Below are 25643 nucleotides of genomic sequence, written 5' to 3'. Positions count from 1 at the left end.
CGCTCAGAGTCTCTCCGCGAGGCGCGCGATCAGCCCCGGCACCGTGTCGCCGTCGGCGCGCGCCGCGTAGGTGAGCGCCATGCGGTGCTTCAGGACCGGCTCGGCCAGCGCCTTCACGTCGGCGACGGAGGGGGCGACCCGCCCCTCGATGAGGGCGCGGGCGCGCACCGCGAGGGTCAGGGCCTGGCTCGCCCGGGGGCCCGGCCCCCACAGCAGCTTGCCCTGCACGATGGCGTCCCCGCCCTCGGGCCGGGCGGAGCGGACGAGGTCGAGGATCGCGTCGACCACCGCCTCGCCCACCGGGAGCCGGCGCACCAGTCGCTGCGCGGTGAGCAGCGCCTCGGTCGCCATCACGGCCCGGGCCCGCTGCTCGTCGACGCCGGTGGTCTCCAGAAGGATGCGGCGCTCGGCGGCGCGGTCCGGATAGCCGACGTCGATCTCCAGGAGGAAGCGGTCGAGCTGGGCCTCGGGCAGCGGGTAGGTGCCCTCCTGCTCGATCGGGTTCTGGGTCGCCAGCACGTGGAAGGGCCGGGGCAGGTCGTGTCGCTCGCCGGCGACCGAGACGAAGTGCTCCTGCATGGCCTGGAGCAGGGCCGACTGGGTCCGCGGGCTCGCGCGGTTGATCTCGTCGGCCATCAGGAGCTGGGTGAAGACCGGACCCTTCACGAAGCGGAAGGAGCGCCGGCGCTCGGCATCTTCGTCGAGGATCTCGGTGCCGAGGATGTCCGAGGGCATCAGGTCGGGGGTGAACTGCACCCGCCGTGCGTCGAGCCCGAGCACCGTGCCGAGGGTCTCGACGAGCTTGGTCTTGGCGAGGCCCGGCAGGCCGACGAGGAGGCCGTGGCCGCCCGCCAGGATGGTGACGAGGGCGAGGTCGACCACCTTCTCCTGCCCGAAGATGACCCCGTGGATCGCCTCCCGGGCCTGACCGACCGAGGCGAGGCAGGCTTCCGCCGTGGCGACGATGCCGTCATCGAGGCTGGTGGCCGGCGCGGAGCCCTGCGTCATGCGATGCCTGTCCCGTCTGGCCCGGAGGCCTCGAATGCTTGCGAGAGGGTGCGAGTGTGGCGCCGAAAGCGCCGGGCTGGCAAGGTCGGCGTCGCCGCAGGGCGCGGACGCCCTCGGCCGCGATCGATCCGGCCCGCCGACGGGTATCGAGAATCACCATAGCCGCCGTTGATGGCGCGGCCGCCTCCGCCTATCGCTGGGCCATGTCCGCAGCCGCGCCACCCCCCGACCCAGCCGCCGCCGGCTGGCGCCCCGTGTCAGACCAGGGCTTCGTCGATCTCGTGGGTCCCCTCTATCGGCGGGACGGCACCTACGCGTTCGCGGCGCAGGCCAAGCACGCCAACCTGATCGGCGTCGTGCAGGGCGGCATGCTGATGACCTTCGCGGACCGGGCGCTCGGCGTCACCGCCATGGAGGCGGCGGACGGCCAGAACTGCGTCACGGTCGAGATGACCATGCAGTTCATCGGCACCGGCCGCATCGGCGAGTGGATCGAGGCCCGGCCCGTTGTGGTGCGCCGCACCGGCTCCCTCGTGTTCATGCGCACCGAGCTGACGAGCGGCGACCGGCTCGTCGGCGCCGCGACGGGCGTGTGGAAGATCCTGCGGCGGCGGCCGGCGGAGGCGTCGGCCTGAGCGGCGCGCCCCGCCGTTTCCGCGGCCGGGCCCGCCCCTATCTGATGCACCCATGAGCCCGTCCCCAGAAACACCGCCCCCGGTAAGCCTGCCCCTCGACCCGGACACCGATCCGACGCTGAGCCGCCTCGGCGCGGCCCTCGGCGGCCTGCCGAAGCGCGGCCCTCCGCCGGTCGAGGCCTGGAATCCGCCCTATTGCGGCGAGATCGACATGCGCATCGCGGCCGACGGGACCTGGTTCCACGACGGTGCGCCGATCCGCCGCCCGGCCCTCGTGAAGCTCTTCGCCTCGATCCTGCGGCGCGAGCCGGACGGGCGCATCGTCCTCGTCACCCCCGTCGAGAGCGTCGGCATCACCGTGGAGGACGCGCCCTTCGTGGCGGTCGAGATGGCGGTGGACGGCGAGGGCGACGGGCGCCGGATCGCCTTCCGCACGAATGTGGACGACCTGATCTCGGTGGGGCCGGACCATGCCCTGCGTTTCTCCGAGGACGCGGGCGGCGGCCTGCGGCCCTACCTGCATGTCCGGCGCGATCTCTGGGCCCTCGTCAGCCGGCCGCTCACCTTCGATCTCGTGGAGCTCGGCGAGGAGCGGGAGCTGGACGGCGCCCGCTGGTTCGGGGTGGCGGCGGGCGGCGCCTTCCACCGCATCGCCCCGGCATGACCGGCGCCTGCATCGCCCCGCCCGCACTGGGGGAGACCGTTCCGGGCGGCGACGCCCTGGCGAGGTTCCTGGACCGAGCCGCCGAGCGCCTCTTGCCGACCCCGCCCGGCTCCCAGGATCCGACCTCGAACCCGCGCGGCGACCACAGCCACGACCCGCAGGGCCACGCCCTGGTGCCGCCCGGTCCTCACCGGCGCGCCGCCGTGCTGGTCCCGGTGGTGCCGCGCCCTGACGGCCTGCGCGTCGTGCTGACGCTGCGGGCGGCCCACCTGCGCGACCATTCGGGCCAGATCGCGCTGCCCGGCGGCAAGATCGAACCGGCCGACGAGACGCCCCTCGCCGCGGCCCTGCGCGAGGCCTCCGAGGAGATCGGCCTCGCGCCCGCGGCGGTGCGCGGTCTCGGCTACCTCGACCCCTACCTCTCGGCCACCGGCTTCCTGGTGATCCCGGTCATCGGCCTGGTGGACCCGGCGGCACGTTTCCGGCCGAACCCCGCGGAGGTCGCCGAGGTGTTCGAGGTGCCCCTGGCCTTCCTCCTCGACGCCGCGAGCTACGAGCTGCGCTCCCGCACCTGGCAGGGCCGCGAGCGCTACTTCTACGCGGCGCCCTTCGGTGACCGGATGATCTGGGGCGTCACGGCCGGCATCCTGCATAATCTGCGCGAGCGCCTATCTGACTGATGCGGGGCATCGGCCCCGAGCCCCCTGTCCTGCCTGATCCCGGTTGCCATGCTGCGTCGCGTCCTGGAGGAGTTCGGCCTCTTCCTCCTGCCTTTCGGCCTGTTCTTCGCCTACCTGCTCCTTGTCGGGCGCAACCCCTTTCACCGGGTGCACTGGGAGGCGCAGGTCTTCCGCCTCGTCCTCGCGGGCCTCGGCGTGGTCATCGCTTCGCTGGTGATCACCGGCCTGTTCTCCGAGCGCCACGAGACCGGCTACGTGCCGGCCCACATGGAGAACGGCCGCCTCGTCCCGGGGCAGTTCCGGTGAGCCGTGCCCTCGACCCGGCCGGTCCCGGTCGCCTGCTCGCGCGCGCCAATGTAGCCGCGGTGCTCGGCGCCCTCGCCGATCCGGCCGAGGAGACCCGGCTCGTCGGCGGTTGCGTGCGCGACGCGCTCCTCGGGCTGCCCGTCTCCGACATCGACCTCGCCACCACCCTCCTGCCGGAGGCGACGCTGGCGCGGGCGCGGGCCGCCGGCCTGAAGGCGATCCCCACGGGACTCGAGCATGGCACCGTCACGGTGGTGGCCGCGGGCGAGCCCGTCGAGGTGACGACTCTGCGGGAGGACGTGGAGACCGACGGGCGCCACGCGGTGGTCCGCTTCGGGCGCGACTTCCGCCGCGACGCGGAGCGGCGCGACTTCACCGTCAACGCCCTCTCGGTCGGGGCGGATGGCCGCCTCCACGATCTCACGGGGGGCGTCGCGGACCTCGCGGCGGGGCGCCTGCGCTTCATCGGCGACCCGCCGACCCGCATCCGCGAGGATGCCCTGCGCATCCTGCGCTTCTTCCGCTTCCACGCTCGCTACGCGGCCGGGCCCCCGGACCCGGCGGGGCTCGCGGCCTGCATCGCCGCCCGGGCCGCCCTCGACGGGCTGTCGCGGGAGCGGGTGCGCGCGGAGTTCCTGAAGCTTCTGCGGGCGCCCGGGGCCCGGGGCGCCGTGGCGACCCTGAGCGAGACCGGTCTCCTCGCCCGCATCACCGGCGGCGCGGCGGAGCTCGGTCGGCTGGCACGCGCCATCGCGGCCGAGGCCGACGAGGTCGGGCGCCTCGGCGCGCTCTCCGTGGCGAGCACCGCCGACGCCGACCGACTGCGTGAGCGGCTGCGCCTCTCCAAGGCCGAGCACACCGCGCTCATCGCCTACGCCCGGGCCGTGGCGGCCCTGCGCAGCCCCGACGCGATCACCCCGCAGGGCATGCGCGGCCTCGCGGCGGATCACGGTCCGGCAGTGCTCGCCGGCGCGCTCGCGATCCTGGGGGGCGAGCCGCGGCCCCGCGTCGAGCCGGCGGCGCGGGCCGCCCTCGACGATCTCCTGCGGGCGGGCGGCGGGGGGCCGGTCCTTCCGCTGACGGGCGCTGACCTCGTGGCGCGGGGCGTGCCGCCGGGTCCCCGGGTCGGCCAGGCGCTCGCTGCGGCGCGCCGGCTCTGGCTCACGGAGGGCTGCCCGCAGGGCGAGGCGGCGCGGGACGCACTCCTCGCGCACGCGCTCGCGTCGGTGACCTGACCAGGCCGGACGTGAAGAGGCCCGCCGGTCCGCCCGCGGCGAGGCGGGGGACCGGCGGGCCCGATGCGGTGGCGCGCGGTGTCGCGATCAGAGGTTCAGGAGGACCTTCGTCTCCTGGAGCTGCGTGATCTGCGCGTTGATCTCCTCGCGCTTCTGCAGGTCCTCGGTCGCGTCGCGCTGCATCTCGGCAGCCTCGATGTCGCGGTCGAGGGAGGCGGGCGTGACCTCCTCGATCGGCGCGGCGCGCTCGGCCAGCACGGTGACGCCGGTCGGCCCGATATCGGCGAAGCCGCCGCGCACGTAGATGCGCTTGCCGCTCTGCGCCTGCTCGGTGACGACGATGACGCCGACGCGCAGGGAGGTCAGGACCGGCGCGTGCCCGGGCAGCACCGTCATCTCGCCCTCGGTGCCGGGCAGCTGCACGGCCTCGACCTGGCCGGAATAAAGCGTCCGCTCGGGGCCGACGAAATCGAACTGGAAGGTGGCCATGGGGTCAGATCATCTCCGGGTCGGGCCTGGCGGCCGGCGCGGGGCGCCGGTCGCCGGATTGCTCGCGGCGCCTCAGGCGGCCTTGAGCTTCTTGGCCTTCTCCTGGGCCTCCTCGATGGAGCCGACCATGTAGAAGGCCGCCTCCGGCAGGTCGTCGTACTTGCCCTCGACGAGGCCCTTGAAGCCCTTGATGGTGTCCTCGAGGGCCACGAGCTTGCCGGGCGAGCCCGTGAAGATCTCGGCCACGTGGAAGGGCTGGCTGAGGAAGCGCTCGACCTTGCGGGCGCGGGCCACCGTCAGCTTGTCCTCCTCGGAGAGCTCGTCCATGCCCAGGATCGCGATGATGTCCTGGAGCGACTTGTAGCGCTGCAGGGTCTGCTGGACGCGGCGGGCGACGTCATAGTGCTCCTCGCCGAGGATCGCCGGCGAGAGCATGCGCGAGGTGGAGTCGAGCGGGTCCACCGCCGGGTAGATGCCCTTCTCGGCGATCGAGCGCGACAGCACCGTGGTGGCATCGAGGTGGGCGAAGGAGGCGGCGGGCGCCGGGTCGGTCAGGTCGTCGGCCGGCACGTAGATGGCCTGCACCGAGGTGATCGAGCCCTTGTTGGTGGTGGTGATGCGCTCCTGCAGGGCGCCCATGTCGGTGGCGAGCGTCGGCTGGTAGCCCACCGCCGAGGGGATGCGGCCGAGGAGCGCCGACACCTCGGAGCCCGCTTGCGTGAAGCGGAAGATGTTGTCCACGAAGAACAGCACGTCCTGGCCCTCGTCGCGGAACTGCTCGGCGACGGTGAGGCCGGTCAGCGCCACGCGGGAGCGGGCGCCGGGCGACTCGTTCATCTGGCCGTAGACCAGCGCGCACTTGGAGCCCTCGGCCGAGCCGTTGTGCTCCTTCGGGTCCATGTTCACCTTGGACTCGATCATCTCGTGATAGAGATCGTTGCCCTCGCGGGTGCGCTCGCCGACGCCGGCGAACACCGAGTAGCCCGAGTGCGCCTTCGCGATGTTGTTGATGAGCTCCATGATCAGCACTGTCTTGCCGACGCCCGCGCCGCCGAACAGGCCGATCTTGCCGCCCTTGGCGTAGGGGGCCAGCAGGTCGACGACCTTGATGCCCGTGACGAGGATCTGCGCCTCGGTGGACTGCTCGTCGTAGGCCGGGGCCGGCTGGTGGATCGCCCGGAAGGTGGTGGTCTCGATCGGGCCGGCCTCGTCGATCGGCTCGCCGATGACGTTCATGATGCGGCCGAGCGTGTTGGCGCCCACCGGCACCTTGATGGGCTCGCCAGTGTCCGTGACCTCCTGGCCGCGCACGAGGCCCTCGGAGGTGTCCATCGCCACGCAACGGACGGTGTTCTCGCCGAGTTGCTGGGCGACTTCGAGCACGAGGCGGGCGCCGTTGTTCTTGGTCTCGAGGGCGTTCAGGATCTCCGGCAGGTGGCCGTCGAACTGCACGTCGACCACGGGGCCGATGACCTGGGTGATCTGGCCGACCTTGTTGGAGCCGGTGCCGGGAGTTGCGGTGTTCGCCATGATTGCGTGCCCTTCGGATTGTGCGGTCGGGGTGCCGGATGCCGGCTCAGAGAGCCTCGGCGCCCGAGATGATCTCGATGAGTTCCTTGGTGATCATGGCCTGACGCGTGCGGTTGTAGATCAGCGTCTGCTTCTTGATCATGTCGCCCGCGTTGCGCGTGGCGGAATCCATGGCGCTCATGCGCGCGCCCTGCTCGGAGGCGGCGTTCTCCAGGAGCGCCCGGTAGACCTGGACGGTGAGGTTGCGCGGCAGCAGCGTCTCCAGGATCGCCTCCTCGCTCGGCTCGAACTCCAGGGCGGAGTCGGCCGGCGCGCCGGTGGTGCTCTCGGCGCCCTCGGGCAGCTCGGCGGGGATCAGGCGCTGCGCCGTCGGGATCTGGGAGATCACCGAGCGGAACTCGGAGTAGAACAGCGTCGCGACGTCGAACTCGCCGGCCTCGAAGCGCCCGAGTATCCGGTCGGCGATCTCGGAGGCGAACTCGTAGTCGACGGGCTTGTTGCCGCGCAGATCCATCGTCTCGACGATCTGCTCGCGGAACTGGCGGCGCAGGATGTCCTGCCCCTTCTTCCCCACGGTCATGATCTTCACCGTCTTGCCCTCCGCCATCAGGCGGTTGGCATGGTCGCGGGCGAGGCGCGCGATCGACGAGTTGAAGGCGCCGCACAGGCCGCGGTCGGCGGTGCAGACCACGAGGAGGTGGGTCTGCTCGGCGCCCGTGCCCGAGAGGAGCCGCGGTGCGCCGACGCCGCCCACCAGGTTGCCGGCGAGGTTGCCGAGCACCGAGGCCATCTTCTCGGCGTAGGGGCGCCCGCTCTCGGCGGCGGTCTGGGCGCGCCGCAGCTTGGCGGCGGCGACCATCTGCATCGCCTTGGTGATCTTCTGCGTCGCCTTCACCGAGGTGATGCGGTTGCGCAGATCCTTCAAACTCGGCATCGGCTGCGGTCCAGGTCCGTTCGGAAGAGCCTCTCCTCCCCCCTGCGGGGAGGAGCCGGAGATCGTGCGGGTCCGGTGCGGGCCGGCGCGCCGGCCGCCTCGTCCGCTGCCCCGCCCCGTTGCGGTCCCGGGTGGGCCCGGAACCGTCGCGGCGGGATGTGGGTCAGTTGACCGACTTCGCGACGCTCTCGACGACGCCCTTCAGCTTCGTCGCGTTGTCGTCGGAGAGGTCCTTCGAGTCGCGGATGCTGCCGAGGAGGTCCTGGTGCTTGGTGCGCAGGGTGCCGAGGAGCTGGTCCTCGAAGGCGCGGACCTTGTTGACGGGCAGCTTGTCGAGGTAGCCGTTCACGCCGGCGTAGATCACCGCGACCTGCTCCTCCATCTTCAGCGGCGAGAACTGCGGCTGCTTCAGGAGCTCCGTGAGGCGCGAGCCGCGGTTCAGGAGCTGCTGCGTCGAGGCGTCGAGGTCCGAGCCGAACTGCGCGAAGGCGGCCATCTCGCGGTACTGCGCGAGCTCGCCCTTGATCTTGCCGGCGACCTTCTTCATCGCCTTGGTCTGCGCGGCCGAGCCGACGCGGGACACCGAGAGGCCGACGTTCACCGCCGGGCGCACGCCCTGGTAGAACAGGTCGGTCTCGAGGAAGATCTGGCCGTCGGTGATCGAGATGACGTTCGTCGGGATGTAGGCCGAGACGTCGTTCGCCTGGGTCTCGATGACCGGCAGCGCGGTGAGCGAGCCGTTGCCCGCGGCGTCGCCCATCTTGGCGGCGCGCTCCAGCAGGCGGCTGTGGAGGTAGAACACGTCGCCCGGATACGCCTCGCGGCCCGGCGGGCGGCGCAGCAGCAGCGACATCTGGCGGTAGGCGACCGCCTGCTTCGAGAGGTCATCGTACACGATCACGGCGTGCATGCCGTTGTCGCGGAAGTACTCGCCCATGGCGCAGCCGGCGAACGGCGCGATGAACTGCATCGGGGCCGCGTCCGAGGCGGTGGCGGCGATGACGATGGAGTATTCCATCGCGCCCTGGTCCTCGAGGACCTTCACGAACTGCGCCACCGTCGAACGCTTCTGGCCGACCGCGACGTAGACGCAGTAGAGCTTCGCCTTCTCGTCCGTGCCCTGGTGGGCCGGCTTCTGGTTGAGGATCGTGTCGAGGGCGATCGCGGTCTTGCCGGTCTGGCGGTCGCCGATGATCAGCTCGCGCTGGCCGCGGCCGACGGGGATCAGGGCGTCGATCGCCTTGAGGCCGGTGGCCATCGGCTCGTGCACGGACTTGCGCGGGATGATGCCCGGCGCCTTCACGTCGACGCGGCGGCGCTCGGTCGACTGGATCGGGCCCTTGCCGTCGATCGGGTTGCCGAGGCCGTCGACCACGCGGCCGAGCAGGCCCTTGCCGACCGGCACGTCCACGATGGCGCCGGTGCGCTTGACGGTCTGGCCTTCCTTGATCTCGCGGTCGGAGCCGAAGATCACGATGCCGACGTTGTCCTGCTCCAGGTTGAGCGCCATGCCGCGGACGCCCGACTCGAACTCGACCATCTCGCCGGCCTGGACGTTGTCGAGGCCGTAGGCGCGGGCGATGCCGTCACCGACGGACAGGACCTGTCCGACCTCGGTGACCTCGGCCTCCTCGCCGAAGTTCTTGATCTGCTCTTTCAGGATCGCGGAGATCTCGGCGGCGCGGATGTCCATCGTCGGGCCTCTTCAATTCGTAAGCGTGTGTATCGGGCGTCGTGCGGGGCCGTGGGGGCGCGGGGCGCGCCTACCGGGCGTCCCGCATCGCGAGGCGGATTCCGTTGAGCTTGGTGCGCAGCGAAGCGTCGACCATGCGGCTGCCCATCTTGACGATGAGGCCGCCGATCAGGCTCGGGTCGACGTGCAGGTCGACGTCCACGTCGGTCTTGGCGACGTCGCGCAGGGAGGTCTTGATCTCCTCCAGCACCGCGTCCGACGGCTTCTCGGCGACCCGGACCTCGGCGCGCACGATGCCCTTGGATTCCTGGACCCGGGCCCGGAAGGCGCGGATCATGTCCGGCAGGGCGAACAGGCGGCGGTTGGCGGCGGCGAGGCGGATGAAGTTCGCGGCAAGCCCCGAGACGCCGGCGCGCTCCAGGATGGCGCCGATGGCGGCGGACTGCTCGCCGGCCGTGAAGGCCGGGCTCCGCACCAGGCGGCGCAGATCAGGGCTCTCGTTGATCAGGTTCTGGAAGGCTTCGAGGTTCCGGGAGACCTCGTCCACCTGGCGCTCGTCGCGCGCGAGCTCGAACAAGGCGGACGCGTAGCGGCCCGCAACGCCAGAGACCAGGCCACCCGTTTCGGAACCGTTCTGCGCCACCCGCCGCTCTCTCTTGTCCTTGCCCGCCGGCGCCGACCGGGTCCCGCGATGCGAGCGGCGTGCGGCACGGGGACCGTGGGAATTGGGAATGCCGCCGGGCGTTCAGAGGAGCGTCCTCACCCCCCTCATGCCGGCGCGGCGACCGCCTAGCATGGCAACCGGAGGCGCGCAAGGCGAGGGCACCCGCGCGGGACCCTGCATGCCGGCCGTGCGGCGGCAGGGCGGGCAGCCCGCTCCATCCCGCCGTACGGTGGCGAAGGTGAGGCGCCGCTCAGCAGGCGATGCGGTCGCAGCGGCGCGTCGCCGCCACCATGCGGGCGAGGCTTCCGGCGCCCGGATGCCCGAGGATGCCCGCGTTCCCGAGGACGTAGGAGGGCGTGGCGTAGAGGCCGAGATCCGCGGCGATCCGCATGTGGCTCCTGAGGGCGAGCCGCACCTCCTCGGAATCGGCGATCTCCTCGATCTCGCGGGCCGGCACGCCGAGGCTGCCGGCCGCCGCGAGGGCGCCGGGTCCGTCGATGCGGCCGGGCCGGCCGAGGAGCGTCCCGTACAGGCTCCACGCGGCGGCCGAGCCGAGGCGGCGCTGCACGGCGAGGGCGACCTTGGCGGCCTGCGCCGATTGCGGCGACAGGATCGGGTTGTGGATGAGCCCGATGCGCAGGCTCGGGTCGCTCGCGGCGAGCGAGACGACGTCCGCGGCGGCCTTGCGGCACCAGGGGCAGTTGAAGTCGAAGAACTCGTAGAGGGTCGTCTCGGCCTCCCGCGGACCCTGGTAGGTGACGCCGCGCAGGGACGGAATCTGGCCGGTGATCTCGCCGGGCAGCACGCTGTTGGCCACCGCGCGGCCCTCGTCGTTCTGCACGGCGCGGGTCTGGCCGTAGCCCTGAGCGCCGGCGCGGCTCGCCACACCGGTGCCCAGGGCCGCGCCCGCCCTGAGGGCCGCGAGGAGGATGTGCCGACGGTCGATCATGCTGCGCGCGCCCTGCGGTCCGGCTGAGGGAAAGGGCGCCCTTCTAGCCCCGGAATCGCGGCGAGGTCAGGGCTTGGCCGGCCCTGCCGCGGCGCCGATCAGCGCAGGCCCGCCGGACGGTCCCCTGCGGCCCAGGCAAGCGCCTGCTCCAGGCGGTCGTTGCCCCAGAACAGCTCCCCGTCCTCGGTCAGGAAGGTCGGCGCGCCGTAGACGCCCCGCGAGCGGGCCTCCTCCCCGGCGACGCGCAGGCGGCTCTTGCTCGGCTCCGCGGAGGCCGCCCGCAGGATCTGCGTCCCGTCGAGGCCGAGGGTGTCGAGGATGCCGGTGACCGCCGCCGGCTCGGCGATGGACTGCCCGCGCGCGAACGAGGCCGCGAAGGCGGCCTTGCTGAAGGCGACGTGCCAGCCGTGGTCCGCGCCGTAGATCGCCGCGCGCGTCGCGCTGAGGCTGTTCTGCGGGAAGGGATCGGGCCGGGTCACCGGCGGCAGGCCGAGGCGGGCGGCCTCCCGCTCCAGGTCCCGCCACATGTTGCGGCCCTTGGCCGGGTAGAGGTTGAAGGGCGAGGTGGTCCACCCCTGCGCCGCGAAGATCGGCCCGAGCAGGAACGGCCGCCAGCGGATCTCGACGCCGGCCGCTGCGGCCAGGTCCTCGATCCGCATGGCCGAGAGGTAGGAGTAGGTCGAGGCGAATTCGTACCAGAATTCGAGCGTCGGCTGGCGGGCCATGGGGGGCGGGTCTCCGGATTCGCCGTGCCTGGATGGTGTCGCCCGGAACCATGTCCGCGCGAGGGCGGTCGTGCGAGGAAGGTCCTGGTCGTGCGAGATAGGTCTTGGCAGCCCGGCGACTTCAGCGAACGCCCGGCGCGGCACGCCGGTTGCAGGCCGAAGGGCGCCGCGATAAGCCGCCGCGAACCGTCGTCGCGAACCCGCCGAGTGCCATGCCAGACTCAAGCCAGAAGCCCGTCAAGAAGGTCGTGCTCGCCTATTCGGGCGGCCTGGACACCTCGATCATCCTGAAGTGGCTGCAGACCACCTACGGCTGCGAGGTCGTGACCTTCACGGCGGATCTCGGCCAGGGCGAGGAGCTGGAGCCGGCTCGGGCCAAGGCGGAACTCCTCGGCATCCGGCCCGAGAACATCTTCATCGAGGACCTGCGCGAGGAGTTCGTGCGGGACTACGTGTTCCCGATGTTCCGCGCCAACGCCGTCTACGAGGGCGTCTACCTCCTCGGCACCTCGATCGCGCGGCCGCTCATCGCCAAGAAGCAGATCGAGATCGCCGAAGCGGTCGGGGCGGACGCGGTCTGCCACGGCGCCACCGGCAAGGGCAACGACCAGGTCCGGTTCGAGCTCGGCTACTACGCCCTCAAGCCCGACGTCACCGTGATCGCGCCCTGGCGCGAGTGGGACCTGCGCTCCCGCGAGCAGCTGATCGCCTTCGCGGAGGCTCACCAGATCCCGATCGCCAAGGACAAGCGCGGCGAGAGCCCCTTCTCGGTGGACGCCAACCTCCTGCACGCCTCCTCGGAGGGCAAGGTGCTGGAGGACCCGGCGGTCGAGGTCCCGGACTACGTCTTTTCCCGCACCCTCTCCCCCGAGGAGGCGCCGGACGAGGCGACGGTCGTCAGCATCGGCTTCGAGCGGGGCGACGCGGTCTCGATCGACGGGCAGGCGCTGTCGCCGGCCGCGCTGCTTGCGCGCCTGAACGAGCTGGGGCGGGCCAACGGCATCGGCCGGCTCGACCTCGTCGAGAACCGGTTCGTCGGCATGAAGAGCCGCGGCATGTACGAGACGCCCGGCGGCACCATCCTGCTGCCGGCCCACCGGGCGATCGAGTCGATCACCCTCGACCGGGGCGCCGCGCACCTCAAGGATGCGCTGATGCCGCAATACGCGGAGCTGATCTACAACGGCTTCTGGTTCTCGCCGGAGCGCGAGATGCTGCAGGCGCTCATCGACAAGAGCCAGGAGCACGTCACCGGCACGGTGCGGCTCAAGCTCTACAAGGGCGGCGTCCACGTGATCGGCCGTGAGAGCCCGAACTCCCTCTACGACCAGGACCTCGTCACCTTCGAGGAGGGCGCGGTGGCCTACGACCACCGCGACGCGGCGGGCTTCATCAAGCTCAACGCCCTGCGCCTGCGCACCCTGGCGCAGCGCCGCCGGAAGCTCGGGGCCTGAGCCTTCCGTCTCCGCCCGGGGCCGAGGCTCCCGGGCGGCACCCGCGCGCTCAGGCGTAGGCGCCCGGCGCGATGTCGGCGTAGCGTAGGAAGATCTGCAGCGCCGGCTGCAGCTCGGGGTGGAGGGCTGCGAGGCCCTCAGCGTTCGCGGGCCGGCCCAGGAGGCCGGCGATCGTGTCCGTGAGGCCGGCGTGCCCGCCGTAGGGCCGGTCGGTGTCGACGGCCGGGACGGCCAGGGCCTCGTCCCAGCCGATCGCGAGGTGCCGGATGAGCCGCAGGTGCTCCTCCGTCACGTCGAAGGTGATCTGAGCCGGGGACCGGCCCGTCTCATGATCCCGGAAGACGTCGGTGAACCTGCTGAGATCGAGCTTCTCCAGCGGGTTGTGATAGCTGAAGCGGCCGGGCTTCAGCACCGCGTGGCGCACGAAGGCCCGCAGCGCCTCCCCGACCGCGCGGTGCTCCTCGGCGGCCCCCTCGTCGTCCCCGGTGACGTTGGCGATGTCCTCGTCCCAGGCCGCGCTGCCGTAGGGGGCGTCCGGATGCACGATCGGCGCGCCGGCACCCGCCGGATTCCAGGCGATCACCAGCCGGCGGATCAGGGCGATCCGCTCCAGGGTGACGTCGATGTCCTGCGCGCTCATGGGGGTCTCCGGCTGGCCTCCGGCGGGTCTCTAACCGATTTCGCAGCCGCGCGCCTCAGCGCCGGACGCAACCGGTGAGGCCTTCCACCTGGGGCATCCGGCGCGCGATGCGGGCGGCGATCGCCCGCACGCCGCGGGAGGGCCGGCCAGCGCTGCGCCGGATCGGGTTCGGGAGGCTCGCGGCCAGCAGCGCCGCCTCGCCGCGGGTCAGGTCCCGGGCCGCCTTGCCGAACCAGTGCCGGGCGGCGGCCTCCGCGCCGAACACTCCCTCCCCCCACTCGGCGACGTTGAGGTAGACCTCCATCACCCGCCGCTTGCCCCAGAGCGCGTCGATGACGAGCGCCAGCGGGATCTCCAGGGCCTTGCGCAGGTAGGACCGGCCCGGCCACAGGAAGACGTTCTTGGCCGTCTGCATGGTGATGGTCGAGGCGCCGCGGCTCGGACCCTCCTCGTCGTCGACCACGTCCCGCAGGGCGCCCCAGTCGACCCCCCGATGGGCGCAGAAGCGCTGGTCCTCCGAGGCGATCACCGCCTGGACGAGGCTCGGCGCGATCGCCTCCAAGGGCACCGCCCGCCGGTCCACGGGCTGGAGCGTCAACCATCGCCCGAGCATCAGGGTTGAGGGCGGCGTCACCGCGCTATAGACGAGCGCGAGCGCGACGAGCAGGACGAGACCGATGACGGGGAGGAGGAGGACGAGCCCGGCGATCCGCCGCGGCCCCCAGCGCCGCCCCCGTCCGCCGCGCCGGATCGGCACGAGGTCGCGGGCGCCCCGTCCCTCCGCGCGGTCCGTCACCGCGTCCGTCTCGGCTTCGCGTTCGGCGTGCCCCACCGCGGCGCTTCCATTCCCCACCAGGGCTTGAGTATCGATGACCGCTTTCCCGTCCTCAACGCAGGCCGCCGCTGCTCCGGTCAAGGCCGACGGCGCCGCCGAGGCGTTTTCCCACAAGCTTGGCGCGGTCGCCGACACCGTCGAGGCGTTCCTGGTCGAGCAGCTCGGGCCCGAGACCCGGACCGGCGAGATCGCCCGGCCGCCCCGGCTGATGGAGGCCATGCGCCACGCGGTGCTCGGCGGCGGCAAGCGCCTGCGCCCGTTCCTGGCCGTCGAGACCGCCCGGATGCTCGGGGGCGCCGAGGCCGGCGCCCTCGCGGCGGGCGCGGGCATCGAGCTCGTCCATTGCTACTCCCTCGTCCACGACGACATGCCGGCCATGGACGACGACGACATGCGCCGCGGCAAGCCCACCGTCCACAAGGCCTACGACGAGGCGACCGCGATCCTCGTCGGCGACGCGCTGCAGACGCTCGCCTTTGAGATCCTGGCGGATCCCGCCTGGCAGCCGGACCCCGCGATCCGCGCCGACCTCGTCCTCGGCCTCGCCCGCGCCTCGGGCCTCGGCGGCATGGTCGGCGGCCAGCTCCTCGACCTCGGGGCGGAGGGGCGCTTCGGTCCCGTGGATCTCGGCGTGGACGACACCCTGCGGATGCAGGCCATGAAGACCGGCGCGATCCTGGCCTTCTCGGTCGAGGCCGGCGCCATCGTGGGCGGCGCGAGCGCCGACGAGCGCGCGGCGCTGCTGCGCTACGGCCTCGCCCTCGGCCAGGCCTTCCAGATCGCCGACGACATCCTCGACCGCGAGGCCTCCCCGGAGGCGATGGGCAAGGCCACCGGCAAGGACAAGGACGCCGGCAAGGCGACCCTCGTCGACCGCCTCGGCCTCGACGGAGCAAGGGCCGAGTGCGACCGCCTCGTCGGCGTCTGCGACGAGGCCGTGTCGCGCTGGGGCGAGCGCGCCCGGACCCTGCGGGAGGCCGCGCGCTTCACGGTGGCCCGCAAGGCGTAAAGCTGGGGCCGCTCGCGCCCCGCTTGCAACGCCCTCGCACCGCTCGTACAGCCGCCGGATTCTCCCCGATCGAGCGAGCTCCGCCATGGCCACCTACAAGCTTCTCCTCCTGCCCGGCGACGGCATCGGCCCCGAGGTGATGGCGGGCGTCGAGACGGTGGTGGCGGCCCTGTGGGAGACCGGGCTCGCGCAGTTCGAGACCGAGACCGACCTCGTCGGCGGGTCGTCCCTCGACGCGCACGGCACGCCGCTGACCGACGCGGCCCTCGCCCGGGCGGACGCGGCCGACGCGATCCTGCTCGGCGCCGTCGGCGGGCCGAAGTGGAGCGGCGTCGCCTACGACAGCCGCCCCGAGGCCGGGCTGCTCCGCCTGCGCAAGGATCTCGGCCTGTTCGCGAACCTGCGCCCGGCGATCTGCTACCCGGCGCTTGCCGAGGCCTCGGCGCTCAAGCGCGAGCTCGTCGAGGGGCTCGACATCATGATCGTGCGCGAGCTCACCGGCGGCGTCTACTTCGGCGAGCCGAAGGAGATCACGACGCTCGCGGACGGCTCGAAGCGCGCCGTGGACACGCAGGTCTACACCACGGGCGAGATCGAGCGGATCGCCCACGTCGCCTTCGACCTCGCCCGCAAGCGCTCGAACCGGGTGGCCTCGGCCGAGAAGCACAACGTCATGAAGTCCGGCGTCCTCTGGAAGGAGGTCGTCACGCAGGTGCACGGCCAGCACTACGCCGACGTGGAGCTGGAGCACGTGCTCGCCGACAACTGCGCCATGCAGCTTGTGCGCCAGCCCAAGCAGTTCGACGTGCTGGTGACCGACAACCTGTTCGGCGACGTGCTCTCGGACGTGGCCGCCATGCTGACCGGCTCGCTCGGCATGCTGCCCTCGGCCTCCCTCGGCGCCGTCGACGACCGGGGCGCGCGCAAGGCCCTCTACGAGCCCGTGCATGGCTCGGCGCCCGACATCGCCGGGCGCGACCTTGCCAACCCGCTCGCGATGATCGGCTCGCTGGCGATGTGCCTGCGCTACTCCTTCGGCCTCGGCGAGGCGGCCGATCTCCTCGACCGGGCGATCACCGAGACCCTCGCGGCCGGCACCCGCACGGCCGACATCGCGCAGGCGGGCGAGACCGCGGTCGGCACCCGCGCCATGGCCGAGGCGATCGCGGGCGCCCTGCGCAGCCGGGCCGCCTGAAACGGCGAAGGGCGCCCCGGCGGAGACCGGGACGCCCTTCGGACGGGGTACGGTGGGTGCGGCTCAGTACGGGTTGCCGTAGCGGGCCACGTAGGAGGTCGGGTCGATCGCGTCGAAGGCCGAGAGGTCGACGTTGCGGATCGCGCTCGAGCGGGCGCCGATGAACGGGCCGTTGGTGATCGGGTCGGGCAGGATGCCGCCGCCGAAGCGGTCGTTGCGGCCGTAGGGCGGGCTCAGGATGTTCGCCTGCGCGATGAACTGCGGGTTCGTGGCCGGGTTCGAGACCGAGCCGTTGTTCGCCTCGACGACGTTGCCGGCGTCGAGCCAGCTGCGGGGGCGGATGCGGATCGGCAGCGGGCGGCTGACGCGGACGTAGCCGTTCGGGGCGTAGTAGCCGTCCTGCGCATCCGCGGCGGTGCTCAGGCCGAGGCCGGTGACGGCGAGGGCGCCCAGGAGGGCGATCTTGAAGGAGCGCATGACGGACCTTGGTTAAGCCGGTGTGGAGGCTGGCACCCAAACGTTAAGAAACCCGGGTGCCCCGTTGCTGAGTAGACGTGCCAGCTGAGCCGTTGTTCCAGCCTCTACGGCGCAGCTTGCACATTTCGCCCCATTTGTGCCTCATTTTTTCGTGCGCGAGCGCACCTGACCGATCGAGCCGGTCTGTCCGCCGCGTTCCGCGAGCCTCGCGGCGGGCTGGGCGGCGGGCCGGCAGGCCGGGTCGCGCCGGACCTTCGCCTCCCGGAACACCGCCTCGGTGGCGGGGTCCGGATGGCCTTCGAGGACGAGCGCGTCGAGGACGCAGGCGAGCGCCCGCGGCTCCGGGGGCAGGCCGAGGGGTGCGCAGAGCCAGCCGTCGAGGCGCACGGGGGCGGCCTCCAGGCTGACGAAGCCCGTGCACGTGCGCCGGACGGCCCCGGCCAGCGTCGCCTCCAGGGTCTCGACCGCGCCGAACTTCGTGGCGATCCGGCCCCGCTCGCCCGTGCGGATCACCGACAGGCCCGGCCCGTCCGCGGCCCGGCGCGCCAGGGTGACGAAGAGGCTCGGGGCCGGCTCCGCCGTGATCCCCTGCGTGACTGTCAGGCGGAGCGCCGGCGCTTCGATCGCGAGAAAGTCGCCGCGGGCGAGGGCGTCCTCGCGCAGGCCGGTCCCCGGGTTGAGCCGTCCCGGTTCGGCCCGCACCGGATCGAGGGCGTCCGGATCGTCGAGGGTGAAGCGGGCGCCCGCGGGATCCGCCGGGACGGCGGGCCGCGCCGCCTGGGCCGCCGCCGGCACGAAGGCGACCGTCAGGGTGGTCTCGCGGGTCTGCGGCGCCTCCGCCGCGCGGACCGGCGGGTGCCGCTCGATCGTGCCGCGGGCGAACAGGCTCAGGGCCGCGATCACCGCAATCGCCGCGAGGGCGCGGGCGGCGAAGCCGACGAGCGGTCGCCGCAGCGGCGGGGCCGTCGGCTCAGGCAGGACCTCGACCGGGATCGCTCGCGGCGCGGAGGCCGGAGCCCCGAAGGTCGGTTCGCGGCGTTCCCGCATCGTGCTCCCCTCTCCGGCTGGCGTACGGTCCCGGCGGCCCGCGGATCGTTGCATCGCGGTCCATCCTGAGTGCCGGGACCCTCCGAAAGCGTTGAGGCTCGGACCCGCGGGGCGCCTTTCCCGCCATGGGGTGAATCGGGCGTTGCCGGGGTCGACGCGACCGACGCACCCCCGGACGCTCCAATTGTTCCCATAAAAGGAATTTATACTTTTTGTTCCTGTTATGTTCATGTATCATCGCTTGATTGAAGGCGATTCGGGCGGGTGCGATGGCGGGTGGGCGACAGATCGGGACCGAAGTCGAAGCGCTGCGCGGGCTGATCGCCGGCCTGACCCTGGAGATGAAAGTCCTACGGCTGCGGCACATCCTCACGCGCAAGTACGATCCCGGCCAGCCGCGTGCGCCGGCGGGTCAGCCGAACGGCGGCCAATGGGTCTCCGAGGATAGTGCGGGCAGCGGGGCGACGGTCGATCCTGCGCAGCTCGGCCCAACCCGATGGTCCTCCCTTGCGGCTCAGGATGAGCCGGCCGCCAAGGATCGAAGTCGCGAGCGGACGCTCCTCGGGGACGGGACCGAGGTCCTCACGATCCGGATCCATGCCGGGCCACGGGTCGGCGACGAGGAGCACACCGTCACGAGTCCGGACGGTGAGAGCCGGGTCTTCGAGACGTCGGGCGACACCCAGACCATCCGCCACGGTGCCACGGGCGAGATCCTCGGGCGCAGCACCTGGACGGATGTCGGGCCCGTGGCCGAGGCGTTTCCGCAATCCGCCTTTCTTCCGGCCGCTACGGCGGTCGTCCGGACCATCGAACTCGGCGCACTGCTCTTCTCCGTGCTGTCCGCACGGCGGAGCGGCTTCGGCACCGTGATCGGCCTGACGGCACAGGAATACAGGGTCGGAACCACTCCGGCGGCGCATCCCGTGGTCTGGGTCGGGGTCCTGACCCAGAAACAGCTCGACGCGGCCTGCCCGAGGAACGGCGACGTACAGGCGATCGGCGATACCGCGGCCGCCGACATCCGCAGGCTCTTCCCCCAGGCGACGGGAAAGCGCTTCGGCGACCTGATGCACTACAGAGCCGAGGAGATGATCAAAGCCTTGAAGGATCCGAATCTGCTGGCGGAGTTGTCCCTTGAGCGGACCGGCCCTTTGGCAACGAGAAATCAGGCGGGGTCCGTGCGGCTCGACGTGTTCGAGAACAATCAGAAGCGGACGGTCTGTGTCTACGATTTCAAGACAGGTAACGCACAATTGTCTCCGGGGCGTGCGCTCGAACTCGTCGTGGCAGCCGGCCAACACTTCATCGGAACTCTACGCGTCATCATCATCCAAGTGAAGCCGCGGTGAAACCGAGGTTCAGCTCATGACCACCGCCAGACAGATCAGGAATCTCGTCAAACCCCTTCTGGAGCGTCACCCGGACTTGGCGCTCCTATCCAGCAACGTTCTCTGGATCACGCCGGTCAGGCACGAGGCGATGACCATCCTCATCGATCGGTGCGGATTCAAGGAGATGTTCGACGTTCAGGCGTTCATGAGGCAGCTCTATCTTCCTGAGCATATTCCTATGTACGGGCTCTCACGTGCGGTCACGCGCTGTCATCGGTCCGACTATAACCCGAACCCGGCCGGGTTCCGTACATGGAAATGGACTGATCCGGCTGTCGTGGAGGCGTTTCTTAACTGCGTCGAGAACCACCTGCTCCCGGAACTGCGAGCGGTGACCGGGGTCCGCGAAGGAATCGCCTACGTCCGCGCCTGCGAGCGGCGCATGATGTGTCAGTGGCCGGACTGGCATATCGCCACCGCGATCGCCGTCGGTGACCTCGAGGCTGCGCAGACGATCTGGCGGGAACAGGTTGCCCCCTGCGTGCCGAACCAGAACGTGTTCCGGGGCGACCAACAGCTTTTCGAGCGCATGCGTGCACTCGCCGATCCGCTGATGTCGGGCGACCGCGCGGCCCTGGCGCGGCTGCTGCACGACTGGGAGGCGGAGAACGTGCGCGGCAGCGTGCTGGAGCCGTACTGGCAGCCCTCGCCCTTCCCGTTCGAGACGGGCTGACGGAGCCGGCGACTCGGCGGCGGAATCCGGGCTCGCGCGCGGGCCGATCGGCGCCCCGCGTCGCCCGGACGGCCTTGACAGGGCGTGAGCCGCGGTCTCTTGCTCCGCGCGGGCCGCGAGGCCCGGCGCGCGTTGCGTGAGGCGGCGCGCAGGCGTTGGCCGTCCGAAGCGTGACCCCGGAAGCAGGGCCCCCGGGTGCGGCCGGCAGGCGGGACGGCCCCCGGCGCGTGCCGGGGCCGAAGCCCCGAGCGGAGTTGGAAAGATGGGTTACAAGGTCGCCGTCGTCGGTGCCACGGGCAACGTGGGCCGCGAGATGCTCGACATTCTGGCCGAGCGCGCGTTCCCGGCCGACGAGGTCGTGGCGCTCGCCTCGCGCCGCAGCCAGGGCCAGGAGGTCTCCTTCGGCGACAAGATCCTGAAGGTCAAAGCCCTCGACACCTACGACTTCTCCGACACCGACATCTGCCTGATGTCGGCCGGCGGCGAGGCCTCCAAGGAGTGGAGCCCGCGCATCGGCCAGACCGGCTGCGTGGTGATCGATAACTCCTCGGCCTTCCGCTACGACTCGGACGTGCCGCTGATCGTGCCGGAGGTGAATGCCGACGCGGTGACGGGCTTCACGAAGAAGAACATCATCGCGAACCCCAACTGCTCGACGGCGCAGCTCGTGGTGGCCTTGAAGCCCCTGCACGACGCGGCGACGATCCGGCGCGTCGTCGTCTCCACCTACCAGTCCGTCTCCGGCGCCGGCAAGGACGCCATGGACGAGCTGTTCAACCAGACCCGCTCGGTGTTCACCGCCGGCGAGGTCAAGGTCGAGAAGTTCACGAAGCGCATCGCCTTCAACGTCATCCCCCACATCGACGTGTTCATGGAGGATGGCTACACGAAGGAAGAGTGGAAGATGGTCGCCGAGACCAAGAAGATGCTCGACCCGAAGATCAAGCTCACGGCCACCGCCGTGCGCGTGCCGGTCTTCATCGGGCATGCGGAATCGGTGAACGTCGAGTTCGAGCGTCCGCTGAGCCCCGAGCAGGCCACCGAGATCCTGCGCGCGGCGCCGGGCGTCCTCGTCGTCGACAAGCGCGAGCCCGGCGGCTACGTCACGCCCCACGAGGCGGCCGGCGAGGATGCGACCTACGTCTCCCGCATCCGCGAGGACGCGACCGTGGAGAACGGCCTCGCCTTCTGGTGCGTCTCCGACAACCTGCGCAAGGGCGCGGCACTGAATGCGGTGCAGATCGCCGAGGTGTTGATCAACCGCAAGCTGTTGAACAAGGCCAAGCAGGCGGCCTGACGCCCAGGCTCGCGCCGATCGACTGACATGGATCGACGCCGCCCCGCCTCGAGCGGGGCGGCGTTTTTCGTTGGCCGTGCCGGCATGCGCTGCCGCTCCTCGGATCAGGCCATCCGGTCCGATCGAAATCAGTTCGAGCTTCGCGTGGGTAGAATTCCCACATAATCTGGAAACGATCGTCCCTCACAAGGCTGCCCTCCGCAAGCCGAGGGGCTGCCCGCCGATGTCCGAACCGAAGAAGCGACGCCTCAGCCCGCGCGAGGGCGCGCTGCTCGTCCTCGTCACGGCCTGGATCCTGGCCGTGATCCTCACCGACCGGGCGGAGCACCCGACGCCGCCGGTCGCGTTCTACGCGTCCGCGCGTTGAGATCCGGGTCTCGCGCGGCCAGCCCGCGGGGCCGCCGCGGCATAAGGGAAAACACTTGAAGTCGCGGGATTTCGGCGTATATCCGCTGCAACAGTTCTGGTTGCAGTCGTGAGGCTGCGGTTCGGAGTGGGCCCCCCGGGGTCCGCTCTTTTTTATTGCCGCGACGCCCCGCCGCCAGAATCGACCGAGCAGCCGTCGAATCCTTGAGCGCACAGCATGGCGGAGACATCCGAGAAGCGTCTGACCACCGAGACCGGCGTGGCGGCCCGCGTCGCGCGGGCCATCGAGGGCGCCATCGAGGGCCTGGGCTTCCGACTCGTGCGCGTGAAGGTCTCCACCGCGAGCGGCTGCACCGTGCAGATCATGGCCGAGCGGCCGGACGGCACCATGTCGATCGACGAGTGCGAGGCCGTGAGCCGGGCGATCTCGCCGCTCCTCGACCTCGACGATCCCGTCGGCACTGCCTACTACCTCGAGATCTCCTCGCCGGGCATCGACCGCCCGCTGGTGCGGGTCTCGGATTTCGAGCGCTGGGCCGGCTACGAGGCCAAGGTGGAGCTCGCCGTGCCCCTGGAGGGCCGCAAGCGCTTCCGCGGGATCCTCGGGGTGCCGAGCCCGGACGGCGCCACCGTGCCGATCGACCTGCCGGACGTGAAGCCGGGGCTGCCGAGCCGGATCGACCTGCCGCTCGCCGACCTCGGCGAGGCCCACCTCGTGCTCACCGACGACCTGATTCGCGAGTCGCTCCGCCGCGGCACGGGGCCGGCGCAGGACGAGGACGATGCCGAGGACGACGAGGCGGAGGCCGACGCGCCGCGCCTCGCGCCCATGCCGCAGCGGCCGAAGCCGGGCGCCGGCAAGGCCGCCAAGCCCCGCAGGGACGACAAACCTCGCAAGGACGACGGGAAGGCCGCCGCGCCGCGGACTGCCGAGCGGCCCCAGAAGACCTCTTCCAGCAAGGCGGCCCGCCTCAAGGACCGCGACACGCTCCACTGATGGAATCGCGTCCTGCGCGCCTGCGCGGGGACCGGACGAACTCGACAGAGAAGGAACCGCACCGATGGCCGTCGTCAGCGCCAACAGGCTCGAACTCCTGCAGATCGCGGACGCGGTCGCCCGCGAGAAGGTGATCGACCGTTCCATCGTGATCGACGCGATGGAGGAGGCCATCGCCAAGGCCGCGCGCTCCCGCTACGGCGCCGAGACCGACGTCCACGCCGAGATCGACCCGAAGACCGGCGCGCTGCGCCTCTCCCGCCACCTCCTGGTGGTGGAGCAGGTGGAGAACGACGCCCGCGAGGTCACGGTCGATCAGGCCCGGCGCTACAACCCGGCCGCCCAGGTCGGCGACACCATCTCGGACACGCTGCCGCCCTTCGACTTCGGCCGCGTCGCCGCGCAGTCGGCCAAGCAGGTCATCGTGCAGAAGGTGCGCGACGCCGAGCGCGACCGCCAGTACGACGAGTACAAGGACCGCATCGGCGAGATCGTGAACGGCCTCGTGAAGCGGGTCGAGTACGGCAACGTCATCGTCGACCTCGGCCGCGGCGAGGGCATCGTGCGGCGCGACGAGATGATCCCGCGCGAGACCTTCCGGCCCGGCGACCGCATCCGCTCCTACCTGTTCGACGTGCGCCGCGAGGTGCGCGGCCCGCAGATCTTCCTGTCCCGCTCGCACCCGCAGTTCATGGCCAAGCTCTTCGGCCAGGAGGTGCCCGAGATCTACGACGGCATCGTCGAGGTGAAGGCGGTCGCCCGCGACCCGGGCTCCCGCGCCAAGATCGCGGTGATCTCCCGCGACGGCTCGATTGACCCGGTCGGCGCCTGCGTCGGCATGCGGGGCTCCCGCGTGCAGGCCGTGGTCGGCGAGCTGCAGGGCGAGAAGATCGACATCATCCCCTGGTCCGAGGACCAGGCGACCTTCATCGTCAACGCCCTCCAACCGGCCGAGGTCGTGAAGGTGGTGCTCGACGAGGAGGCCGACCGCATCGAGGTGGTGGTGCCCGACGACCAGCTCTCGCTGGCCATCGGCCGGCGCGGCCAGAACGTGCGCCTCGCCTCGCAGCTCACGGGCTGGGACATCGACATCCTCACCGAGGCCGAGGAGTCGGAGCGGCGCCAGAAGGAGTTCGCCGAGCGCACGCAGATCTTCATGGAGGCCCTCGACGTCGACGAGACGGTGGGCCAGCTGCTGGCCGCGGAGGGCTTTCGCAACGTCGAGGAGATCGCCTACGTCGAGCCGCAGGAACTCGGCAACATCCAGGGCCTCGACGAGGAGACCGGCGCCGAGATCCAGGCCCGCGCGCAGGACCACCTCGCCCGCATCGAGCAGGAATACGATGCCCGCCGCACCGAACTCGGCGTCGCCGACGAGCTGCGGGAGATCGAAGGCGTCACGACGCCGATGCTCGTCGCCTTCGGCGAGAACGACGTGAAGTCGATCGAGGACCTCGCCGGCTGCGCCACCGACGACCTCGTCGGCTACACCGAGGGACGCGGGCCCGACGCCGTCCGCCACGCCGGCTACCTCGACGGTTTCGAGCTCTCCCGCGCCGAGGCCGAGGCCCTGATCATGGCCGCGCGCCTGCACGCCGGCTGGATCGAGGCGTTGCCCGAGGAGGCGCCCGCCGAGGGCGAGGCCGAGGGTGAGGCGGCCGAGACCGAGGCCCAGGCGAGCTGAGGGAACCCCGGATGACGGCGGCCGGAGAGGCGGACGACGGGCCGGGCCTCGTGCTCGATGCCGGGCCGCCGCGCGGCCGTCGCCGGCCCGAGCGCACCTGCATCGTCACCCGCAGCACCGGCGATCCGGACGGGATGATCCGGTTCGTGCTGGGTCCCGAGGGGCACGTGGTCGCGGATCTCCGCGCCCGCCTGCCGGGACGCGGCGCCTGGGTGAGCGCCCGCCGCGAGGCGGTCGCCGAGGCGGTGCGACGCCGCCTGTTCCAGCGCGCCTTCCGGGCGAAGGGTGCGAGCGCGGATGCCGATCTCCCCGACCGCATCGCGGACGCGCTCCGGGAGGATCTGCGCCAGGCGCTCGCCCTCGCCAACAAGGCGGGCTGCGTCGTCACCGGCTTCGGCAAGGTGGAATCGACGATCGGCAACGGGGTCGCGGCGCTCGTGCATGCGCGCGGCGCCAGCCCGGACGGGCGGCGAAAGCTCGGCCAGGCATTGCATCGGCGGTACGGGGCCGCCATATCCACCATACCGATCATCGACGACCTGTCCGAGGACGATTTGGACATGGCCTTCGGTCGGGATCATGTGATACACGCTGCGCTCGTCGCAGGAGTCGGGTCATCCGGCTGCCTGACGCGTTGGCGTCGGCTACGTTCCTTCGAGGGCGAGGCCGGCGCGGTTGAGGAGCCCGGTTCCGCCCGCGATGGCGAGACCGCCTTCGATTTGCATGACGACGCTGTGACGGATCTGGCCGGCGCCCCGGAGGTTGCCGGTCCTTGGGACGATGGAAACCCTTAAGGGTTCAGGCTGAATGAGCGATACGAACAACCCGGGCGACAAGACTCTGACGAAGGCTCCCGCGAAGCCGCTCTCCCTCAAGCGGCCGATCGAGCAGGGCACCGTGCGTCAGAGCTTCTCCCATGGCCGCTCCAAGCAGGTCGTGGTCGAGACGGTCAAGCGCCGCGTCATCGGTGCCGCGCCCGGCACGCCCGCCCCGCGCGAGGCCGCGCCGGCACCCCGGCCCGCGGCGCCCGCCGCTGCCCCCCGTCCGGCCGCGGCGCTGCGCA

28 protein-coding genes are annotated in these 25643 nt (G+C 71.5%); 16 read left to right on the top strand and 12 right to left on the bottom strand.

Features of this window, described 5'->3' with window-relative positions; all coding sequences use genetic code 11:
* Positions 1-3: 3 nt before the first annotated feature.
* Positions 4-1008, bottom strand: a complete 1005-nt coding sequence (locus ACLBXP_RS19905) for an AAA family ATPase (RefSeq protein WP_447669526.1) — start codon at positions 1006-1008, stop codon at positions 4-6.
* A 203-nt stretch (positions 1009-1211) separates the two neighbouring features.
* On the opposite strand from ACLBXP_RS19905, the gene ACLBXP_RS19900 reads away from it, so the two are divergent.
* The 5 genes from ACLBXP_RS19900 to ACLBXP_RS19880 are packed head-to-tail and all read left to right on the top strand — an operon-like array spanning position 1212 to position 4528.
* A complete protein-coding gene (locus ACLBXP_RS19900) occupies positions 1212-1643 on the top strand; it encodes a PaaI family thioesterase (RefSeq protein ID WP_447669525.1) in 432 nt (143 codons plus the stop codon).
* Positions 1644-1695: 52 nt separating this feature from the next.
* Positions 1696-2307 (top strand): DUF1285 domain-containing protein, encoded by a 612-nt coding sequence (locus ACLBXP_RS19895; protein ID WP_447669524.1) that lies wholly within the window; start codon positions 1696-1698, stop codon positions 2305-2307.
* The gene (locus ACLBXP_RS19890) at positions 2304-2987 is read left to right on the top strand and encodes a CoA pyrophosphatase (protein ID WP_447669523.1); all 684 of its coding nucleotides are present in this window, start codon (positions 2304-2306) and stop codon (positions 2985-2987) included. Before ACLBXP_RS19895 ends, ACLBXP_RS19890 begins: the two co-directional genes overlap by 4 nt.
* A 48-nt stretch (positions 2988-3035) precedes the next feature.
* On the top strand, positions 3036-3293 hold the full coding sequence (locus ACLBXP_RS19885) for a DUF6111 family protein (protein WP_447669522.1): 258 nt from the start codon (positions 3036-3038) through the stop codon (positions 3291-3293).
* A complete protein-coding gene (locus ACLBXP_RS19880) occupies positions 3290-4528 on the top strand; it encodes a CCA tRNA nucleotidyltransferase (RefSeq protein ID WP_447669521.1) in 1239 nt (412 codons plus the stop codon). Before ACLBXP_RS19885 ends, ACLBXP_RS19880 begins: the two co-directional genes overlap by 4 nt.
* 87 nt (positions 4529-4615) lie before the next feature.
* On the opposite strand, the gene ACLBXP_RS19875 is transcribed toward ACLBXP_RS19880, so the two are convergent.
* The 7 genes from ACLBXP_RS19875 to ACLBXP_RS19845 form a co-directional block, all read right to left on the bottom strand.
* Complete coding sequence (locus tag ACLBXP_RS19875; RefSeq protein WP_447669520.1) at positions 4616-5017, bottom strand: F0F1 ATP synthase subunit epsilon; 402 nt, start codon at positions 5015-5017, stop codon at positions 4616-4618.
* 72 nt (positions 5018-5089) lie between these two features.
* Positions 5090-6547, bottom strand: coding sequence for a F0F1 ATP synthase subunit beta (gene atpD / locus ACLBXP_RS19870; RefSeq protein WP_447669519.1), 1458 nt, complete (start codon positions 6545-6547; stop codon positions 5090-5092).
* A 46-nt stretch (positions 6548-6593) separates the two neighbouring features.
* On the bottom strand, positions 6594-7481 hold the full coding sequence (locus ACLBXP_RS19865; protein ID WP_447669518.1) for a F0F1 ATP synthase subunit gamma: 888 nt from the start codon (positions 7479-7481) through the stop codon (positions 6594-6596).
* A 163-nt stretch (positions 7482-7644) separates the two neighbouring features.
* A complete protein-coding gene (gene atpA, locus ACLBXP_RS19860) occupies positions 7645-9174 on the bottom strand; it encodes a F0F1 ATP synthase subunit alpha (RefSeq protein WP_447669517.1) in 1530 nt (509 codons plus the stop codon).
* Between the two features lie 70 nt (positions 9175-9244).
* The gene (locus ACLBXP_RS19855; RefSeq protein ID WP_447669516.1) at positions 9245-9817 is read right to left on the bottom strand and encodes a F0F1 ATP synthase subunit delta; all 573 of its coding nucleotides are present in this window, start codon (positions 9815-9817) and stop codon (positions 9245-9247) included.
* A gap of 271 nt (positions 9818-10088) precedes the next feature.
* On the bottom strand, positions 10089-10787 hold the full coding sequence (locus ACLBXP_RS19850; RefSeq protein ID WP_447669515.1) for a DsbA family protein: 699 nt from the start codon (positions 10785-10787) through the stop codon (positions 10089-10091).
* A gap of 98 nt (positions 10788-10885) precedes the next feature.
* Positions 10886-11512, bottom strand: coding sequence for a DsbA family protein (locus ACLBXP_RS19845; protein ID WP_447669514.1), 627 nt, complete (start codon positions 11510-11512; stop codon positions 10886-10888).
* 212 nt (positions 11513-11724) lie between these two features.
* On the opposite strand from ACLBXP_RS19845, the gene ACLBXP_RS19840 reads away from it, so the two are divergent.
* Positions 11725-12966, top strand: coding sequence for an argininosuccinate synthase (locus ACLBXP_RS19840; RefSeq protein WP_447669513.1), 1242 nt, complete (start codon positions 11725-11727; stop codon positions 12964-12966).
* 49 nt (positions 12967-13015) lie between these two features.
* On the opposite strand, the gene ACLBXP_RS19835 is transcribed toward ACLBXP_RS19840, so the two are convergent.
* Positions 13016-13606: a hypothetical protein gene (locus ACLBXP_RS19835; RefSeq protein ID WP_447669512.1), complete on the bottom strand. Its 591-nt coding sequence runs from the start codon at positions 13604-13606 to the stop codon at positions 13016-13018.
* A 55-nt stretch (positions 13607-13661) separates the two neighbouring features.
* Positions 13662-14363: a monofunctional biosynthetic peptidoglycan transglycosylase gene (mtgA, locus tag ACLBXP_RS19830; RefSeq protein WP_447669641.1), complete on the bottom strand. Its 702-nt coding sequence runs from the start codon at positions 14361-14363 to the stop codon at positions 13662-13664.
* 112 nt (positions 14364-14475) lie between these two features.
* Here mtgA and ACLBXP_RS19825 point away from each other — a divergent pair, with 112 nt between their 5' ends.
* Both ACLBXP_RS19825 and leuB read left to right on the top strand, forming a co-directional pair.
* The gene (locus ACLBXP_RS19825; protein WP_447669511.1) at positions 14476-15450 is read left to right on the top strand and encodes a polyprenyl synthetase family protein; all 975 of its coding nucleotides are present in this window, start codon (positions 14476-14478) and stop codon (positions 15448-15450) included.
* Between the two features lie 85 nt (positions 15451-15535).
* Positions 15536-16645, top strand: coding sequence for a 3-isopropylmalate dehydrogenase (gene leuB / locus ACLBXP_RS19820; RefSeq protein WP_447669510.1), 1110 nt, complete (start codon positions 15536-15538; stop codon positions 16643-16645).
* A gap of 63 nt (positions 16646-16708) precedes the next feature.
* Here the strand turns inward: leuB and ACLBXP_RS19815 are convergent, their stop codons facing one another.
* Together ACLBXP_RS19815 and ACLBXP_RS19810 are read right to left on the bottom strand one after the other, a co-directional pair.
* The gene (locus ACLBXP_RS19815) at positions 16709-17122 is read right to left on the bottom strand and encodes a hypothetical protein (protein WP_447669509.1); all 414 of its coding nucleotides are present in this window, start codon (positions 17120-17122) and stop codon (positions 16709-16711) included.
* Positions 17123-17263: 141 nt separating this feature from the next.
* The gene (locus ACLBXP_RS19810; RefSeq protein ID WP_447669508.1) at positions 17264-18169 is read right to left on the bottom strand and encodes a hypothetical protein; all 906 of its coding nucleotides are present in this window, start codon (positions 18167-18169) and stop codon (positions 17264-17266) included.
* A 269-nt stretch (positions 18170-18438) separates the two neighbouring features.
* On the opposite strand from ACLBXP_RS19810, the gene ACLBXP_RS19805 reads away from it, so the two are divergent.
* The 8 genes from ACLBXP_RS19805 to ACLBXP_RS19770 all read left to right on the top strand — a co-directional run.
* Positions 18439-19521, top strand: a complete 1083-nt coding sequence (locus ACLBXP_RS19805; RefSeq protein ID WP_447669507.1) for a hypothetical protein — start codon at positions 18439-18441, stop codon at positions 19519-19521.
* A 16-nt stretch (positions 19522-19537) separates the two neighbouring features.
* Positions 19538-20236: a hypothetical protein gene (locus ACLBXP_RS19800; RefSeq protein WP_447669506.1), complete on the top strand. Its 699-nt coding sequence runs from the start codon at positions 19538-19540 to the stop codon at positions 20234-20236.
* 262 nt (positions 20237-20498) lie between these two features.
* Complete coding sequence (locus ACLBXP_RS19795) at positions 20499-21533, top strand: aspartate-semialdehyde dehydrogenase (protein ID WP_447669505.1); 1035 nt, start codon at positions 20499-20501, stop codon at positions 21531-21533.
* A gap of 223 nt (positions 21534-21756) precedes the next feature.
* Positions 21757-21900: a hypothetical protein gene (locus ACLBXP_RS19790; RefSeq protein WP_447669504.1), complete on the top strand. Its 144-nt coding sequence runs from the start codon at positions 21757-21759 to the stop codon at positions 21898-21900.
* Positions 21901-22116: 216 nt separating this feature from the next.
* Positions 22117-22896 (top strand): ribosome maturation factor RimP, encoded by a 780-nt coding sequence (gene rimP, locus ACLBXP_RS19785; protein WP_447669503.1) that lies wholly within the window; start codon positions 22117-22119, stop codon positions 22894-22896.
* 64 nt (positions 22897-22960) lie between these two features.
* Entirely contained in the window at positions 22961-24580 is a 1620-nt protein-coding gene (gene nusA / locus ACLBXP_RS19780) for a transcription termination factor NusA (protein WP_447669502.1), read from the top strand.
* A gap of 11 nt (positions 24581-24591) precedes the next feature.
* The gene (locus ACLBXP_RS19775; RefSeq protein WP_447669501.1) at positions 24592-25374 is read left to right on the top strand and encodes an RNA-binding protein; all 783 of its coding nucleotides are present in this window, start codon (positions 24592-24594) and stop codon (positions 25372-25374) included.
* A 13-nt stretch (positions 25375-25387) separates the two neighbouring features.
* Positions 25388-25643, top strand: a 256-nt coding sequence (locus tag ACLBXP_RS19770) for a translation initiation factor IF-2 associated domain-containing protein (RefSeq protein WP_447669500.1), incomplete at its 3' end; no start/stop codon positions are given.

Source organism: Methylobacterium sp. A54F (assembly GCF_053346035.1).
Note: the sequence above shows the minus strand (reverse complement) of the source record. Positions and strands in the feature narration are given on the sequence as shown.